Source organism: Actinoplanes oblitus (assembly GCF_030252345.1).
Lineage (GTDB): Bacteria > Actinomycetota > Actinomycetes > Mycobacteriales > Micromonosporaceae > Actinoplanes > Actinoplanes oblitus.
In genome coordinates, this window is the sequence record NZ_CP126980.1 from 6,029,256 (window position 1) to 6,045,264 (window position 16,009).

The following is a 16,009-nucleotide window of genomic DNA, read 5'->3' on the forward strand; positions in this document are numbered from 1 at the left end:
TGGCCATCGCGCCCCGCGCACACCCGGACGGCTCACGCCGCGGCGGCGGCCTTCGCCTGCTCGGCGAGCAGTGCCGTGATCTGCGCGGCCTCCATCGGCCGCCCCAGGTGGTACCCCTGCCCGACGGTGTAGCCGAGCCGCCGCAACTGCCGCACCTGGTCCTCGTTCTCGATGCCCTCGGCGACCGTCTCCAGGCGCAGGGCGTCCGCGAGATGGCCCACCGCGCGGGCGACCGCCTGCCGGGCGTCGGTCTCGACGGTGCCCGGTTCGCCCAGCTCGATGCCGTCGACGAACGACTTGTCCAGCTTGACCATGGCGACCGGGAACGCCCGGAGCAGGCTCAGCGACGACTCGCCGGTGCCGAAGTCGTCCAGCGCCAGCCGTACGCCCAGCCCGTGCACCTCGTGCAGCACCTGGGAGACCCGCGGGCCGCGCAGCACCGCGGACTCGGTGAGCTCCAGGACCAGCCGATCCGGCGGCAGGCCGCTGTCGGCGAGCGCCGCCCGGACGTCGTCGACGAAGTCGGGGTCGTGCAGTTGGCGTACCGAGACGTTGGGGGACGCCTTCTGGAGGGCGCCGGTGCCGAACTCGGCGAGCCAGGCGGCGGCCTGCCGGCAGGTCTCGCGCAGGACGAACCGGCCCAGCGGCACGATCAGGCCGGTGCGCTCGGCGGCCGGGATGAAGGCGAGCGGCGGCACCAGGCCGCGCTCCGGGTGATGCCAGCGCACCAGCGCCTCGACGCCGATCAGCCGCCGGTCGGCCAGCCGGACGATGGGCTGGTAGAGCAGGCGGAACTCGCCGGCGTCCAGGGCCCGGCGGAGGTCACCGCCGAGCTGGGCGTCGGCGAACACCGGCCGGTCCATGCCGGGGGTGTACCTGACCCAGTTGCCCTTGCCACGCTGCTTGGCGGTGAGCAGGGCGATGTCGGCGTCGCGCAGCAGGCTGCCGACCGCGCTGCCGGCCGGTGCCGTGGCGAGCCCCATGCTGGCGTGCACCAGCAGCCGGTTCGCGCTGATCGGGCGTTCCAGGGTGCTCATGATCCGCTGCGCGATGGCGTCGCCGCCGCCCGGCCCGGTCATCAGCACGGCGAATTCGTCGCCGCCGAGGCGTACCACCCGGCCGGCGTCGCCGACCGCGCCGCGCAGCGACTCGGCGAACGCGACCAGCAGCTCGTCGCCGATGTGGTGGCCGAGCGAGTCGTTGACCGTCTTGAAGTCGTCGAGGTCGACCAGCAGCATGGTGGCGTCACCCCGGCCGAGCGCCGACGCCAGCCACTCGTGGCAGAAGGCGCGGTTCGCCAGGCCGGTGAGCGGGTCGTGGGTGGCCTCGTAACGTAGCCGCCGCTCGGACTCCTGCCGTTCGAGCAGCAGGCGGGTGTTCTCCCGGATCACCACGTACTGGCGGACGGTGACCAGGGCGATGACCGTGACGGACACCGCGGCCACCGCCCGGGCCGGCGTGCTCGCCGGGCGCAGCAGCACGTCCACGACCGGCACCTGCACGGCGGCCACCGCGAGGTAGGGCAGCCAGGTGTTGGGCCGGCGCGGCGGGGCGCCGGTGGAGATCCGCTGGCGATGGGCGGCCAGCGCGGTGAGGGCCGGCACGACCGGCAGTACCGCGGCCTGCACCACGGCGGACCAGTCCGGGCTCCGCTTGACGGCGATCACCGCCACCACGGCGCCGACCATCCCCATCGCCGCGAGCAGCCGCACCGCGACCCGGTCGACCGGGCCACCGACGATGTAGGAGACCTTGGTGATGCTGCCGGCCGCCAGCAGGAAGGCCAGCAGGATCGTCACCGTGAGCGGCACGTCCCGCACGCCCCGCGCGTCGATCAGCGGGGCGAGCCCGAAGTGGTACAGGACCGCCGCGCAGCCGAGGAACGCGATGGACCGGTCCAGCCACTGGCGGCCGAGCTCGTACCGGCTGGTGACGCCGAGCGGCACCCGGACGACGGCGAAGATCGCGGCGAGCACGCCGGCGGAGACACAGACGGTCGCGACTATCGGCATCTCCGGGTAGGCCGGGCTGCTGCGGAACGCGGCGACGCTCAGCGCCAGGTACCCGATGCTCAGCAGCAGGGAACCGATCAGCAGCCACCGCCAGAACCGGCGGGCCGCCGGTGCCAATCGGACGTGACGGGTCATGTCCACGATCGCGAAGGCGGCCACCACGCCGCCCGCGGGCATGAAGACGTACGCCACGGCCGCCGGGCCGACCCTGGTGGCGGACCACCAGAACCACCACAGAACGCCCAGCAACGCGATACCGGCCGTGCCGGCCATGAAACGCCACGGCCCTCGGACGACGTTCCCCACATGGGGTGAATCGGCCGCGGACGGAGCAGCCGTAGTGGTTGTCACGAAGTGCCCACACCCGCGCACCATTCTGATCGACGACTCGCCGCCCCCGGTGAGCCGATCCGGCCGTCACGTTCCGGCGGCCGGCACATCGGCGGGGACGCTCTCACACCCGGAACTGGCCGACCAGGTCGTGCAGTTCGTGTGACATGCCGGACAGTTGCTCGGCGGTCTGCCGGGATTGCACCACACCGTGCGACGTTTCCTGGCTCGCGGTGGCGACACCGGTGATCCCGGCGGCGATCTCGCTCGAGCCGGTGGCGGCCTCGACGATGTTGCGGCCCATCTCGGCGGTGGTCGCGGTCTGCTCCTCGACGGCCGCCGCGATGGTCGTGGAGTGCTCGTTGACCTCGCCGATGATCTCAGCGATCCGATCGATGGCGGCGATGGCCGACCCGGTGTCGTTCTGGATCGCCTGCACGCGGTCGCTGATGTCGACGGTGGCCCGGGCGGTGGCCTGCGCCAGGTCCTTCACCTCACCGGCGACGACCGCGAAACCCTTGCCCAGCTCGCCGGCCCGGGCCGCTTCGATCGTCGCGTTGAGTGCCAGCAGGTTGGTCTGCTCGGCGATCGAGGTGATCAGCTGGACCACACCGCTGATCTCCTCGCTCGACTTGCCGAGCCGGGCGATGGTCTCGGAGGCGGCCCGGACGCTGTCCACGCCGGCGCTGGCCACACCGGCGGCACGTCCGGCGCCGTCGGCGATCTCGCGGATCGCGGCGTTCATCTGCTCGGTGCCGGCGGCGACGGTCTGCACGCTGCGGGACACCTCCTCGGCGGAGGAGGCGATCATGTCGGATTGGCCGGACGCGGAGTCGGCCGCCTCCGCGATCAGGGTGGAGGTGGCCGTGAGCTCGGCGGCGGCGGCGGACAGCGTCCGGCTGTTCTCGGTGATCGTGGCGAACGCGCCGCGCAGCACGTCGAGGGTCTGGTTCGTCGCGCGGCCCATCGAGGCGAGTTCGTCGCGGCCGTCGTCCGGGACCCGGACGGTGAGGTCCTTGCTGGCCACGGTACGCAGCGCGGTGACGGTCGCCGCCAGCGGCCGGGTGATGCTGCGGGTCACCATCGCGGCGATGATGGCGGCGAGCAGCAGGCAGAAGGCGCCCACCGCGATCATGGAGGTCTTGGCGGTCGCGGCCGCGTCCTCGGCGTCCCGTTCCGCCGCCGCCGACCGGTCCTTCGTCTGGTCCACCAAGTGGTCGACCGACTCGAAGATCTTTGCCATCAGGTTCAGGGCTTCGCCGGAGACCAGCGCGTTAGAGGCACGTGCGCCGGCCCGGGTACCGGCGCGGTACCCGGCGATGACGCGGTCGTCGACGGCCATGAACTGCTGGAACGACGCCTCGGCGGCATCGGCCGACGCGGTCTCCTGGTCGTTGAGATCGAGCGAGCGCAGCCGGGCGAGGTCGTCGCGGAAGGCGGCGGTGGAGGCGAGGAAGGAGGCGCGCTGTCCGACGGTGTCGCTGGTGGCGCCCTCGACGCCGCGGAGGGTGTCGAACGCGTACCCGGTCTGCCAGCCGTTGAAGTCGGCGGTGCGGAACTTCGCCACCATGGCAGCCTGACTGATGGTGGCCGCCTCGGCGAGATCCCGGGTGGCACTGCGCGCCCGGCCCTGTCCCCACAGGCCGATACCGATGGCGGCGAACATGCACAGGCAGACGCAGGTGAAGGCGACTCCCAGCCGCATACCGATCTTGAGGTTGCGGAGTAGACCCATAGTCACCACCCCATGGCTTGTGCGATCCGCAGGCTGACGATACGCCCAGATTGTCCGCCGCGAGGGCAACCTGACCACCCTCGCTCTCGGGCCTCCTCAGCGCACCGCCGACGAACAGGGTCCCCACGCGGGATCTCTGGCGCTGGCGGCTTCTCGCTCCGCGATCTCGGCCTGCCTCAGGAGCATCATGTCGATCAGCGGCTCGGCCCCCGCCGAACCGTAGCCGTCGCGCAGATGCTCCTCCTGCCGCTCGATGGGAACGCCGTGGAGAAGGCGTCGATCGGTGGACGACTGCCGCGCCGCGCTTGCCGAACGCCGTGTTGAGTTGCGCCTCGTCCCGTCGTTGTGGCCGTATCTCGATGCGGTGGTGGCGGCGGAGGCACCGTTCAGTGCCATCCGGATGAGAAACGCCGGACGGCGCGCGTCCGCCTGAGCCGACGGGGTCAGGTTGGCTGCGGGGACGCGTGGAACGACCCCGGGGCGGGTTCGTGGTCCTGCTGTCCGGCCGTCCGCCGGGTCTGCGCGGGAATCGCGGGCAACTCGCCGCGGGGCGTGGCGAAGCTGTGCAGCAGAAGCGGCACGCCGCAGACGGCGAGCAGCCAGGCGGCGAGGTAGATGCGGTCGCCCTGGCTGAGGTTCGGGTGACCGACCTGGTTGGCCAGTCCGGCGAGGAGGGTGGCCAGGATCAGGTATCCGGCGGGCTTGCCGTAGCGGACCACGCCCCACGCTCCGGCGGCCCAGGCGACCAGCAGGAACGGCTCCTGCAGCTGGTCGGTGAGCCAGGTGTGCCAGAAGGTCAGGTTGGCGTGCAGCCAGCCGCCGAGCGGGTCGGCCACGTCGGGGCGGCGGAAGTGGTCGGTGAGCAGGTCCTGCATGGTGTCCGCGGTGCCCGGCCAGTGGAGCAGTCTGGCCAGCACGAAGTTCGCCACGACGGCGGCCACCGCGACGCCGAGCAGCAGCAGCGATCCCGGTTCGTTCCCGGCGGCCGGCCGGCGCCCGCCGAGGCGCCGGACCAGCAGGACCATTGCCAGTACGCCCGCCATGGCGGCGGCCAGGAGCAGGAACTGGGAGTACTTGACGAACGCGCCGACGCCGAACCCGGCCGCCAGCAGGAGCAGTCCGCGCCGGCGTTCGCCGGTCAGCAGGTAGGTCGCGCCGAGCAGGCAGACCATCAGCAGGCCCAGGGTGATGCCCTCGGAGAGCGGGGCCATCGCCCACTTGCGGATCGGCAGGATCAGGTAGAGCACCTGACCGAGAACGGCCACCGCCGGCGACGTGCCGAGCCGGCGCAGGAGCAGGAACACCAGGACGGCGCCGAGCAGGGTCCACGCCAGCGTGGTCAGCCACATGCCGGCCCGTGGCCCGAAGGCCGCCACCCCGGGCAGGTAGAGCACCGCCACGCCGGGCCGGGACCGGAAGATGTCCTCGTACCGGGTGGCCGGAATCGACGCGCCGCGGGTGATGGCCGGGCCGTACCGGGTGTCCGGGCCCTGGGCGTCCTGGGCGTGCAGGCGTTTGACGCAGTTCTGGGCGTTCTTCTCGGCGGTCTTCGCATGGAAGCCGGCCGGCTCCAGCACCAGGCTCTTGTGCCGGTACTGGTCGCAGAACGCGTCGATGGCCTTGTCCCGGCCGTCGGCTCGGCTCTCCCCCAGCATGCCGTACACCTGGGTCAGGTACTCGGTGGAGTCCGGATAGAAGTTGCCGGGCGCGTACGGCAGCTGGACCAGGGAAAACAGGGCGGCCACGGCGAGCACCCACACCCAGGGCGTACGCCGTGGGGTGCGAGTCCGCGCGTTTGTCTCTCGGTGGTTTCTCATCCGTCCACTTGCCAGTCACCGGCCGGCGGGGGCCGAGAGTATCGAAGCTTTGACGGACGCGGATCCTACTCGATGGCTGTCGGGCCCACCGGCGCGCGGACCGCCGCCTCCCGGCCGGCGGCCCGCGGCGGGCCGTCAGGCGAACGTGGTGAACGTGTGGATGGTGGTGGAGCCGTAGGTGTCGCCGGGACGCAGCACTGTGGACGGGAAGTCGGGCCGGTTCGGACTGTCCGGGAAGTGCTGGGTCTCCAGGGCGAAGGCGTCGCCCTGCCGGTACTGGCGGCCGGAGACGCCACGGAGCTTGCCGTCGAGGAAGTTGCCCGAGTAGAACTGCAGCCCCGGCTCGGTGGTCTCGATGGTGAGCTGGCGGCCGGAGCGCGGGTCACGGACCACCGCGGCCTCCCGGCCGGCCAGCACGTAGTTGTGGTCGTAACCGAGGCCGTAACCGAGCTGCTGGTCGGCGTCGCGCAGCCGGGCGCCGATCGGGTGGAAGTCGCGGAAGTCGAACGGGGTGCCGGCCACCGGGGTCACCGCCCCGGTGGGGATCAGGTCCTCGTCGATCGGGGTGTAGTGCTCGGCGTTGATCCGCAGCAGGTGGTCGTTGATCGTGCCGGTGCCCTCGCCGGTCAGGTTCCAGTACGCGTGGTTGGTCAGGCTGACGACGGTGGCCCGGTCGGTGGTGGCGCGGTAGTCGATCCGCAGGCGGTGCTCGTCGTCGAAGGTGAAGGTCACCGACGTCTCGAGGGTGCCGGGGAAACCCTCCTCGCCGTCCGGCGAGGTGTAGCTCATCCGGACCCCGCCGTCGGCCCGCGCGGCGGACCAGACCCGCTTGTCGAAGCCCCGCACGCCGCCGTGCAGCGCCGTCTGCCCCTCGTTCTGCGAGATCTTGTGGGTCTGACCGTCCAGGGTGAACGTGCCGCCGGCGATCCGGTTGCCGTACCGGCCGATGGTGGAGCCGAAGTACGGGTTCGCCGGGTCGAGATAACCGGCCAAGCCGGCGAAGCCGAGCGTGACGTTGCCCAGGGTGCCGTCGCGGTCCGGGACCAGCACCGACTGGATGGTGGCGCCCCAGGTGAGGATCGACACGGCCGCTCCGCTCGCGGCGGTCAGCGTCCACTTCTCGATCACGGTGCCGTCGGGGAGTTCGCCGAACGGAGTGCTGTCGATACTCGTCATGATCCCGTTCTACGCTGAGGCCGGAACCGCTGACAACGGAGGGCCCCTGATGCGTGCGCTGGTGTTCACCGGGCCCGGGGTGGCCGAGGTGCGGGACGTGCCGGAGCCGCAGGCCGGCCCCGGCCAGGTGCTCGTCGAGGTGGAGCGGGTCGGGGTGTGCGGCACCGACGTGGAGCTGTTCACCGGGGCGATGAGCTATCTGCACACCGGGGTGGCGTCCTACCCGCTGCGGCCCGGGCACGAGTGGGCCGGGACGGTCCTCGCTGCCGGACCGGGCGTGGACGCCGGCTGGGTCGGCCGGCGGGTCACCGGTGACACCATGATCGGCTGCGGGGAGTGCGGGCGCTGCCGGGCCGGACGGCACCACGTCTGCCCGCGACGGCACGAGCTGGGCTGCCGGGACGGGCTGCCGGGGGCGCTCGCCGAGCGGCTCGCCTTCCCGGCGGCGTACCTGTACGAGCTGCCGGACGCGGTGGACGCCACCCTCGGGGCACTCGTCGAGCCGGGCGGTAACGCGCTGCGGGCGGTACGGGCCGCGGCGGTCGCGCCGGGCGAGCGGCTGCTCGTCATCGGGACCGGGACGATCGGGCTGCTGGCGGCGATGTTCGGGCGGGCCCGGGGTGCCGAGGTGCACCTGCTCGGCGAGCAGCCGACGACGCTGAGCGAGGCGCCGGTGTGGACCCGGGCGACGTTGCCCGAGCTGGCCTGGGACGGGGTGATCGACGCGACGAACGGGGCCGGGATCCCGAAGCTCGCGGTGGACCTCGTCGAGCCGGGGGGGACGGTCGTCTACATCGGACTGGCCGGGGCACCCAGCCTGGTGGACACCCGGGAGATCGTGCTCAAGGACGTGACGACGGTGGGGCTGCTCGGTGCCTCGGCCGGGCTGGGCGGGGCGATCACGGCGTACGCGGAGAAGGACGCCGATCCGCGCACCCTGGTCGCCGCCACGGTGAGCCTGGCGGAGATCGTCGACGTGCTGGCCGGGAAGCGCCCGGAGGGCGCCGGCCCCGGCCCGAAATTCCACGTCGATCCGCGCCGGGATCAGGGCAGGTAGATCTGCTCCAGCCGGATGATCTGCCCCTTGTCGATCCAGAACTGGATGGTGCTGTCCTCCGGGACCTCCTTGAGGAACGTGGCCAGTGTCGTCTTCTTCAGGCCGCTGCCGCTGAACATGGCGACCGGTGCGTCGGAGGTGACCGGCAGGGTCCGCAGCTTCTTGTTGTTGTTCCGGATGTAGTAACCGGTGCAGTAGTCGTTGTCCTGCGCCGTCTCGCCGTCCTCGGCGCAGGCCTTCACCGCCTGCTTGCCCTCGTACCACTCGACCAGGTCGTAGGTGATCTGCCGGGTGGCGGCGTCACCGGACCTCAGCAACGCGTACTGGTGACCGGCGGCCGGATCGCTGGATCCGGACTGCTGGGCCTTGGTCGATTTCGGCGCGGGCTTGGTGGCAGTGCTCGCCGGCGCGGCCCCCGCGGCCTCGGTCGGGGCCGCTGTCGCGGTAGCTGTCGCGGTCGCGGTCGCGGTGGCCGCCGGTGCGGCGGTACCGCCGCTCTTGTCGCAGGCGGCGAGCGGTAGCAGGAACAGGATCGGAATCAGGGCAAGCCCGCGGCTCATGTTTTCTCCGGAAGACGAGGTGATCTGCTCCGCAAGATAGGCCGTGCCCGCCACTCGCGCGGCGGACACGGCGCGGCGCTCACTCGGCTGACGCTCGCCGGTCGGACCGAGCGCTCTGGACCAGCCACCGCTCGATGCAGGCGAGCAGATCCTCGGCATCGACCGGTTTGGTCACGTAGTCGCTGGCGCCCGACGAGATGCTCTTCTCCCGGTCGCCGTGCATCGCCTTCGCGGTGACCGCGATGATGGGCAGGTTCGCGTACTTGGGCATGGTCCGGATGGCGGCGGTGGCGGCGTAACCGTCCATCTCCGGCATCATCACGTCCATCAGGATCAGGTCGATGTCGTCGTGCTGGGCGAGCACGTCGATGCCCTTACGGCCGTTCTCGGCGTAGACGACCTCCATCCCGTGCAGCTCCAGGATGTTGGTCAGCGCGAAGACGTTACGGGCGTCGTCGTCGACCACCAGCACCTTGCGCCCGGCCAGGTTCTGCGCGAAGCCGGAGACGCCGGCGATCGTGTCGACGTGCATGGCTGGTGGCATGACCGGCTGGCCGGCCTCGGTCGACAGGTGCAGGGTGATGCGCTCGCGCAGCTCGTCCAGGCTGGACAGCGACTCCAGCGGCCGGGTCTGAGCCAGTACCTGCAGCAACGTGTCGTTGCCCAGCGGCGCGTGCTGGCTGCGGAACACCAGCACCGGCAGCTCCCGCAGATCCGCCTCGTCGTGCAGCGCCTTCAGGAAGTCCGGCCCCTCGTCGGCGGACATGCTCAGGTCGAGCACCACCGCGTGGAACGGCTGCGCGCGCAGCTGTTCGATGGCCGCGTCCGCGGCGACCGCCGTCAGCACGTCGATCGGCCCGTGCGTTTCGGCCACCGCCGCCGCGGCACCACGGGAGATCAAGGTCAGCAGGCCGTCGGCGTTGCTCTCCACCACCAGCAGCCGTCGCGGCGCCGCCGGTCCGGCCGGCGGCAACGGCATCACCAGCTCCGACAGCACCGCTGCCGGCGCACCCGGGGCGACCGGCACGGTGGCCCGCTGGACCGGCATGTACAACGTGAAGGTGCTGCCCTGGCCGAGGACGCTCTGGGCGCTGATCTCGCCGCCGAGCAACCAGGCGATCTCCCGGCTGATCGACAGGCCGAGGCCGGTGCCGCCGTACCGCCGGCTGGTGGTGCCGTCGGCCTGCTGGAAGGCGTCGAAGATCGCGGTGAGCTGCTGCTCGGCGATGCCGATGCCGGTGTCGGTCACCCGGAAGGCGATCACCGTCTCCTGCTCGGCCAGCGCCGGGGAGAGCTCGTCGGGCCGGGCCCGGTCGATGCGCAGCTGGACCCCGCCCTGCTCGGTGAACTTGACGGCGTTGGAGAGCAGGTTGCGCAGCACCTGCCGCAGCCGCTGCTCGTCGGTGAACAACCCGGCCGGTACGTCGGCGGCGGTGGACACCTCGAAGTCCAGGCCGCGGGAGCTGGTCAGCGGCCGGAACGTCGCCTCCACGTACCCGAGCAGGTTGCGCAGCTCGAAGGCTTCCGGGGCGATGTCCATCTTGCCGGCCTCGACCTTCGACAGGTCCAGGATGTCGTTGATCAGCTGCAACAGGTCGGTGCCGGCCGAGTGGATCACCGTCGCGTACTCGACCTGCTTGGCGGTCAGGTTCCGGTTCGGGTTCTGTGCCAGCAGCTGCGCCAGGATCAGCAGCGAGTTCAGCGGCGTACGCAGCTCGTGGCTCATGTTGGCCAGGAACTCCGACTTGTACTTCGAGGCCAGCGCGAGCTGCTGGGCACGCGCTTCGAGCTCCTGGCGCGCCTGCTCGATCTCGGAGTTCTTCGTCTCGATGTCGCGGTTCTGCCGGGCCAGCAGCGACGCCTTGTCCTCCAGCTCCGCGTTCGAGCGCTGCAGCTCCTCCGAGCGGGCCTGCAGCTCCTCGGAACGGGCCTGCAGCTCGGCGGCGAGCCGCTGGGACTCGGTGAGCAGCACATCGGTGCGGGCGTTGGCGACCATCGTGTTCACGTTGACGCCGATGGTCTCCATCAGCTGGTCCAGGAAGTCGTGGTGCACCTGAGTGAACGGCGTCATGCCGGCCAGCTCGATGACGCCCAGCGACTGGTCCTCGACCAGAATCGGCAGCACCACCACCTGCATCGGCGCGACGGAACCCAGGCTGGACGAGACGGTGAAGTAATCGGCCGGCAGCTCGTCGACCACGATCCGTCGTTTCGCCACGGCGGCCTGGCCGACCAGGGACTCGCCGAGGGCGTACCGGCGACCGATGCCGTTGTGGCCGTAACTGCCCACCACCCGCAGGTCCGCTCCGGCGATCGAGTCCTCGACCAGCAGGAACGTGCCCAGCTGGGCGCCGACGAGCGGGACCAGCTCGTTCATCACCAGGGAGGCGACCACCTCGAGGTCGCGGTGGCCCTGCATGAGCGAGGAGATCCGGGCCAGGTTGGTCTTGAGCCAGTCCTGTTCCTGATTGGCCCGGGTGGTCTCGCGCAGCGACTCCACCATGAAGTTGATGTTGTCCTTGAGCTCGGCGACCTCACCGGAGGCGTCGACGGTGATCGAGCGGGTCAGGTCACCGGTGGCCACCGCACTGGTCACCTCCGCGATGGCCCGCACCTGGCGGGTCAGGTTCCCGGCGAGCTCGTTCACGTTCTCGGTGAGCCGCTTCCACGTACCGGAAACGCCCTCGACCTCGGCCTGCCCGCCGAGCCGGCCCTCGCTGCCCACCTCGCGGGCCACCCGGGTGACCTCGGCCGCGAAGCTGGACAGCTGGTCGACCATCGTGTTGATGGTGGTCTTGAGCTCGAGGATCTCGCCGCGGGCGTCGACGTCGATCTTCTTGGTCAGATCGCCCTGTGCGACCGCGGTGGTCACCTGCGCGATGTTGCGCACCTGGCCGGTCAGGTTGTTCGCCATCGAGTTGACGTTGTCGGTCAGGTCCTTCCAGGTCCCGGCCACGTTCGGCACCCGGGCCTGGCCGCCGAGGCGTCCCTCGGTGCCCACCTCGCGGGCCACCCGGGTCACCTCGTCGGCGAACGCGCTGAGCGTGTCGACCATCGTGTTGATCGTCTGCGCGAGGACGGCGACCTCGCCCTTGGCCTCGACGGTGATCTTGCGACTCAGGTCGCCCTGGGCCACCGCTGTCGCGACCAGTGCGATCGAACGCACCTGGTTGGTCAGGTTGGAGGCCATCACGTTGACGTTGTCGGTCAGGTCCTTCCAGGTACCGCCGACGTTGAGCACCCGGGCCTGCCCGCCGAGGCGTCCCTCGGTGCCCACCTCGCGGGCCACCCGGGTCACCTCGTCGGCGAACGCGGACAGCTGGTCGACCATCGTGTTGATGGTCTCCTTCAGCTCGGCGATCTCACCACGGGCGTCCACCCGGATCTTCTGCGTCAGGTCACCGCGGGCGACCGCGGTGGTCACCTCGGCGATGCTGCGTACCTGGGCGGTCAGGTTGTCGCCCATGACGTTCACCGACTCGGTGAGGTCCTTCCAGGTGCCGGAGACCCCCTTGACGTCGGCCTGCCCGCCGAGCCGGCCCTCGGTGCCCACCTCGCGGGCCACCCGGGTCACCTCGTCGGCGAAGCTGGACAGCTGGTCCACCATCGTGTTGATGGTGTTCTTCAGCTCCAGGATCTCGCCCCGGGCGGTGACGGTGATCTTCTGCGACAGGTCACCGCGCGCCACCGCGGTGGCCACCTGGGCGATGCTGCGCACCTGGTCGGTCAGGTTGCCGGCCATCGAGTTCACCGAGTCGGTCAGGTCCCGCCAGGTGCCGGCGACACCGCTGACCTGCGCCTGCCCGCCCAGGCGCCCGTCGGTGCCGACCTCCCGGGCGACCCGGGTGACCTCGTCGGCGAACGACGACAGCTGGTCCACCATCGTGTTGATGGTGCTCTTGAGCTCCAGGATCTCGCCACGGGCGTCGACGGTGATCTTCTGCGACAGGTCACCACGCGCCACCGCGGTGGTCACCTGGGCGATGTTGCGGACCTGGTTGGTCAGGTTGCCCGCCATGAAGTTCACCGAGTCGGTCAGGTCCCGCCAGGTGCCGGCCACCCCGGGCACCTCGGCCTGCCCGCCGAGCCGGCCCTCGCTGCCCACCTCGCGGGCCACCCGGGTCACCTCGTCGGCGAAGCTGGACAGCTCGTCGACCATCGTGTTGATGGTGTTCTTCAGCTCCAGGATCTCGCCGCGCACGTCGACGGTGATCTTCTGCGACAGGTCGCCCCGGGCCACCGCCGTGGCCACCTGGGCGATGTCGCGGACCTGGTCGGTGAGGTTGCCGGCCATCGCGTTCACCGAGTCGGTGAGATCCTTCCAGGTACCGGACACCCCCGGCACCTCGGCCTGCCCGCCGAGCTGGCCCTCGGTGCCGACCTCCCGGGCCACCCGGGTCACCTCCGAGGTGAACAGCGACAGCTGATCGACCATGCCGTTGAAGACGGTGGCGATCTCGCCGAGCAGGCCGTCCCCGTCGTCGGGTAGCCGGGTGCCGAAGTCACCGTCGCGCACGGCCGTCAATCCGGCCAGCAGCTGCCGCAGGTCGCGGTCGGCCACCGCCGGACCCGCCGCCGCACCGACCGTGGAATCGTGCAGGGTCACGTCGTCGCCCACTGGCTGTTCTCCACCGCTCGCCGTATCCCATCGCGCCCGAGTGAAGCACGATGGTCGGCGGTAAGTATGCACTGATCGTTTTCGGTAGTCGTCCCGGTGTTCGCGCCGATCGGTCGGCTACCTGCGGCTTCCCCACGGCACCCCACGCCCCAGTGTGACGTGCCCGGCTCCGGACTCCGGTGTCAATCCCTCCCCGGGATGTCCGGGCGGGAGACCGCTCGGGTACCGGCCGCCGACCCGATGCTTCTCACCCGGCGCCGGGCAGCAGCGTGCCGACCCGGGCGCGGACCGCGTCGACGGTGTCCCAGCCGGTGCCGTCGAGGGTGGTCAGCGCGGCGGGAAAGACGCCGTCCTGCTCCTTGAGGATGTGCTCGCGCAGCACCTCCAGCGTGTCCAGCAACCGCTGGGGCCAGGCCGGATCGCCCGGGGTCCCGGCGGCGGCCGCGCCGAGCACCGCCTCGATCCGGCGATGCTCCTCCTCCAGCGCGGCGATCTGGCCGGGGAAGTCGCCGGCCAGCAGCGGGAACAGGCCGCCCTCCTCGACAGCGGTGTGCGGGCGCAGGACCTCGGCGATCCGCCGGGCCAGCGCCGCCATCCCGGCCACGTCACCGGCCGCGTGCGCCGCGCGAACGTCGCCGACCAGGTTGACCACGTGCTCGTGTTCCCTGGTCAGCAGGTCGATCGCCGCGACCTCCTGGCAGCCGCAGTACTCACACATCACGCCGTCCTCCCGTGTCGCCCACCCTCCCAGGGTCGGCCGGGAGAGCCGCGAGACGCAGGGACCATGGTCCTGTCCGGCCGTGCCGCAGGTCCGCGGTTCGCGCGAGGTGCGCTTCGGGTGCGCTCCGCCGCTTTCCGGTACGGCCTCGCGTACCGGAAAGCGGCGGCCGCAAGCCCGGCGGACCGGGCGGCGGCGGACGGTCCGGGGCCGACGATCTCGCCGAGCCCCGGCCGCCGTCCTCAACCGCCCGGGGCGCGTCCCTGCTGAGCTGGGCGATGCCGCCGGTGGTGGTCGCCGCCCGTCAGAGCCGGGTCTCGGCGTACCGCATCATCGCCGCGCCGAGGAACTCGACCATGTCCGGGTGGTAGGAGTTGTGCCAGTCCCGCATGGCGTCGTCCTCGGCATAGAGCAGCGCCATGCCGAGGTAGGCGTCCCGGCTCGGGGCGTAGAACCGGCTGGCGATGGCGTAGTGCCTGTCGACCAGTTCCTGGACGGCCTCGTCCCGCGGCTGGGCACCGGCGGTGATGGCAGCGGCGATCTCGCCGTACAGCTCGTGCCAGTCGCGGTGGACCCGATCCTTGTCGACATGGGCCCAGTCGTTGGTCGCGGCGAGGCTGGCGGCCTGCTCTGCGGCGAGTGCGCGGCGGGACCGGTCGGCGGTCTCGGGGTTCATCGTGGAGGTGCTCATCTGCGGTGTCATTGCCTGTCGCTAGGGGTCGCTGACGATCGCCGACCGGCGCTTCGTGAACGCCGGCGGCAGCGAACGGTCACACGCCGGCGACCGCCTCGCAAGCCGATTTCCGATGGCGCCGTCCCCGGCGCCATTCCTCGGCTCTCCTATCGCGTCCCCCGGCGCCATTCCTCGGCCAGCAGGGCGTAGGTGTAGCCGTCCACCCAGCCCAGCTCCGCGTGCCACGAGTCGCCGACGCCGTGCTGCTCACGACGCATGCCGACCTTCTCGAGGATCCGCACCGAGGCCAGGTTGTCAGCGAAGCAGCCGGCGGTGATCCGCCGAACGGACAGCCGGCCGAACGCGTGTGCCACCATCGCGGTGACCGCCTCGGTCGCGTAGCCGCGGCCGCCGTACGCGGGGTCGAAGATGTAGCCGAGATCGGCCTCCGTCAGCTGTGGCATGCCGGGCTGACCCATGCCGTCGAGCACGTCGAGCGAGACCGTCCCGATCACCAGGCCGTCGAGGGTCACCGCCACGCTGTGGTCGTCGGGATCCTCCGCCGCGCGGCGCCAGGCCGCCCGGAAGGCGTCCGGGTCGACCTCGGTGCGCAGCAGCCAGCGAGTGACGGCGGGCAGGTTGCGGTACTCCAGGATCCGGTCGATGTCCTCGTCACGCACTGGGCGGAGCTCGAGGCGTTCGGTGCGTAGGGTTCCGCTCTGCATGGGGCAGAACCCTAGTGGACGCGCGACGATCGATCTCCCGGTTTATCCGGCCATGTCCGAGCCGCGGCGCCACCGCACCCGGTGGCTCGGCACCGGCGGCCGGGTCGGTGCCCTCGGTGAGCCGCCGCCACGGACGGCCCTGTGCCGGAGCCCGACAACCGTCCGCTGCTAACAGGTGCCGGGAAGGTTGACCGCGAGGGCGGCGACGGCCGCGGTGCAGAACACGGCCCAGCCGCCCAGCCGGTAGTTGCCCGCCCGGACGTGCGCTCCCAGCGCGACGAGGAAGTACAGCACCAGTCCGGTGGCGGCCGCCGTACCCACCGCGGGCACCACGAAGCCGGCCAGCAGTCCGAGTGCTCCCGCACCCAGCAGCGCGCCCAAGGGGCGTACCCAGGAACGGGGCACCCGGTTCAGGTCCGCCTGCTTCTTCGGGTAGTCGTGGCCGGCGAGGTTGGCCACAGCGGCGGCGGCGTTGAGGGCCGAGGCGAGCAGCGTCACGGTGACATGCGGGATGGACATCAGGATCTCCCTGTCCGGGCCTGGCGGATCGGTCGCCACACGGACGTGGCAGCCGCGCGTTCTGTCACG

Annotated in this window: 12 protein-coding genes; 2 read left to right on the forward strand and 10 right to left on the reverse strand. The window is 71.3% G+C overall.

The features are described from left to right. Nucleotides 1-32: 32 nt before the first annotated feature. Nucleotides 33-2,285: a putative bifunctional diguanylate cyclase/phosphodiesterase gene (locus Actob_RS27240; RefSeq protein ID WP_284914677.1), complete on the reverse strand. Its 2,253-nt coding sequence runs from the start codon at nt 2,283-2,285 to the stop codon at nt 33-35. 181 nt (nt 2,286-2,466) lie between these two features. Further along, entirely contained in the window at nt 2,467-4,077 is a 1,611-nt protein-coding gene (locus Actob_RS27245; protein WP_284914678.1) for a methyl-accepting chemotaxis protein, read from the reverse strand. 253 nt (nt 4,078-4,330) lie between these two features. Between Actob_RS27245 and Actob_RS44110 the strand changes: the two genes are divergently transcribed. Then, a complete protein-coding gene (locus Actob_RS44110) occupies nt 4,331-4,510 on the forward strand; it encodes a DUF6886 family protein (protein ID WP_407653400.1) in 180 nt (59 codons plus the stop codon). A gap of 10 nt (nt 4,511-4,520) precedes the next feature. Here the strand turns inward: Actob_RS44110 and Actob_RS27255 are convergent, their stop codons facing one another. Further along, the gene (locus Actob_RS27255; RefSeq protein ID WP_284914680.1) at nt 4,521-5,822 is read right to left on the reverse strand and encodes a hypothetical protein; all 1,302 of its coding nucleotides are present in this window, start codon (nt 5,820-5,822) and stop codon (nt 4,521-4,523) included. 207 nt (nt 5,823-6,029) lie between these two features. Then, nucleotides 6,030-7,070 carry an aldose epimerase family protein gene (locus Actob_RS27260; RefSeq protein WP_284914681.1) on the reverse strand — a complete coding sequence of 347 codons (1,041 nt, stop codon included), beginning with the start codon at nt 7,068-7,070 and terminating at the stop codon, nt 6,030-6,032. A gap of 49 nt (nt 7,071-7,119) precedes the next feature. Here Actob_RS27260 and Actob_RS27265 point away from each other — a divergent pair, with 49 nt between their 5' ends. Next, entirely contained in the window at nt 7,120-8,127 is a 1,008-nt protein-coding gene (locus Actob_RS27265; protein ID WP_284914682.1) for a zinc-dependent alcohol dehydrogenase, read from the forward strand. Here Actob_RS27265 and Actob_RS27270 read toward each other — a convergent pair. The 6 genes from Actob_RS27270 to Actob_RS27295 form a co-directional block, all read right to left on the reverse strand. After that, the gene (locus Actob_RS27270; protein ID WP_284914683.1) at nt 8,115-8,687 is read right to left on the reverse strand and encodes a hypothetical protein; all 573 of its coding nucleotides are present in this window, start codon (nt 8,685-8,687) and stop codon (nt 8,115-8,117) included. The genes Actob_RS27265 and Actob_RS27270 overlap by 13 nt on opposite strands. A 79-nt stretch (nt 8,688-8,766) precedes the next feature. Continuing rightward, a complete protein-coding gene (locus Actob_RS27275) occupies nt 8,767-13,305 on the reverse strand; it encodes a HAMP domain-containing protein (RefSeq protein ID WP_284914684.1) in 4,539 nt (1,512 codons plus the stop codon). A gap of 247 nt (nt 13,306-13,552) precedes the next feature. Then, a complete protein-coding gene (locus Actob_RS27280; protein WP_284914685.1) occupies nt 13,553-14,023 on the reverse strand; it encodes a hemerythrin domain-containing protein in 471 nt (156 codons plus the stop codon). 304 nt (nt 14,024-14,327) lie between these two features. Beyond that, on the reverse strand, nt 14,328-14,714 hold the full coding sequence (locus tag Actob_RS27285; protein ID WP_284914686.1) for a TipAS antibiotic-recognition domain-containing protein: 387 nt from the start codon (nt 14,712-14,714) through the stop codon (nt 14,328-14,330). A gap of 149 nt (nt 14,715-14,863) precedes the next feature. Continuing rightward, complete coding sequence (locus Actob_RS27290; protein ID WP_284914687.1) at nt 14,864-15,421, reverse strand: GNAT family N-acetyltransferase; 558 nt, start codon at nt 15,419-15,421, stop codon at nt 14,864-14,866. A gap of 168 nt (nt 15,422-15,589) precedes the next feature. Continuing rightward, nucleotides 15,590-15,940 carry a DoxX family protein gene (locus tag Actob_RS27295; protein WP_284914688.1) on the reverse strand — a complete coding sequence of 117 codons (351 nt, stop codon included), beginning with the start codon at nt 15,938-15,940 and terminating at the stop codon, nt 15,590-15,592. Nucleotides 15,941-16,009: the final 69 nt, after the last annotated feature.

Coding starts and splice junctions, on each gene's coding strand:
- Actob_RS27240 (WP_284914677.1), bottom strand. CDS start 2,285: ATGGCCGGCACGGCCGGTATCGCGTTGCTGGGCGTTCTGTGGTGGTTC.
- Actob_RS27245 (WP_284914678.1), bottom strand. CDS start 4,077: ATGGGTCTACTCCGCAACCTCAAGATCGGTATGCGGCTGGGAGTCGCC.
- Actob_RS44110 (WP_407653400.1), top strand. CDS start 4,331: ATGGGAACGCCGTGGAGAAGGCGTCGATCGGTGGACGACTGCCGCGCC.
- Actob_RS27260 (WP_284914681.1), bottom strand. CDS start 7,070: ATGACGAGTATCGACAGCACTCCGTTCGGCGAACTCCCCGACGGCACC.
- Actob_RS27265 (WP_284914682.1), top strand. CDS start 7,120: ATGCGTGCGCTGGTGTTCACCGGGCCCGGGGTGGCCGAGGTGCGGGAC.
- Actob_RS27270 (WP_284914683.1), bottom strand. CDS start 8,687: ATGAGCCGCGGGCTTGCCCTGATTCCGATCCTGTTCCTGCTACCGCTC.
- Actob_RS27280 (WP_284914685.1), bottom strand. CDS start 14,023: ATGTGTGAGTACTGCGGCTGCCAGGAGGTCGCGGCGATCGACCTGCTG.
- Actob_RS27285 (WP_284914686.1), bottom strand. CDS start 14,714: ATGAGCACCTCCACGATGAACCCCGAGACCGCCGACCGGTCCCGCCGC.
- Actob_RS27290 (WP_284914687.1), bottom strand. CDS start 15,421: ATGCAGAGCGGAACCCTACGCACCGAACGCCTCGAGCTCCGCCCAGTG.
- Actob_RS27295 (WP_284914688.1), bottom strand. CDS start 15,940: ATGTCCATCCCGCATGTCACCGTGACGCTGCTCGCCTCGGCCCTCAAC.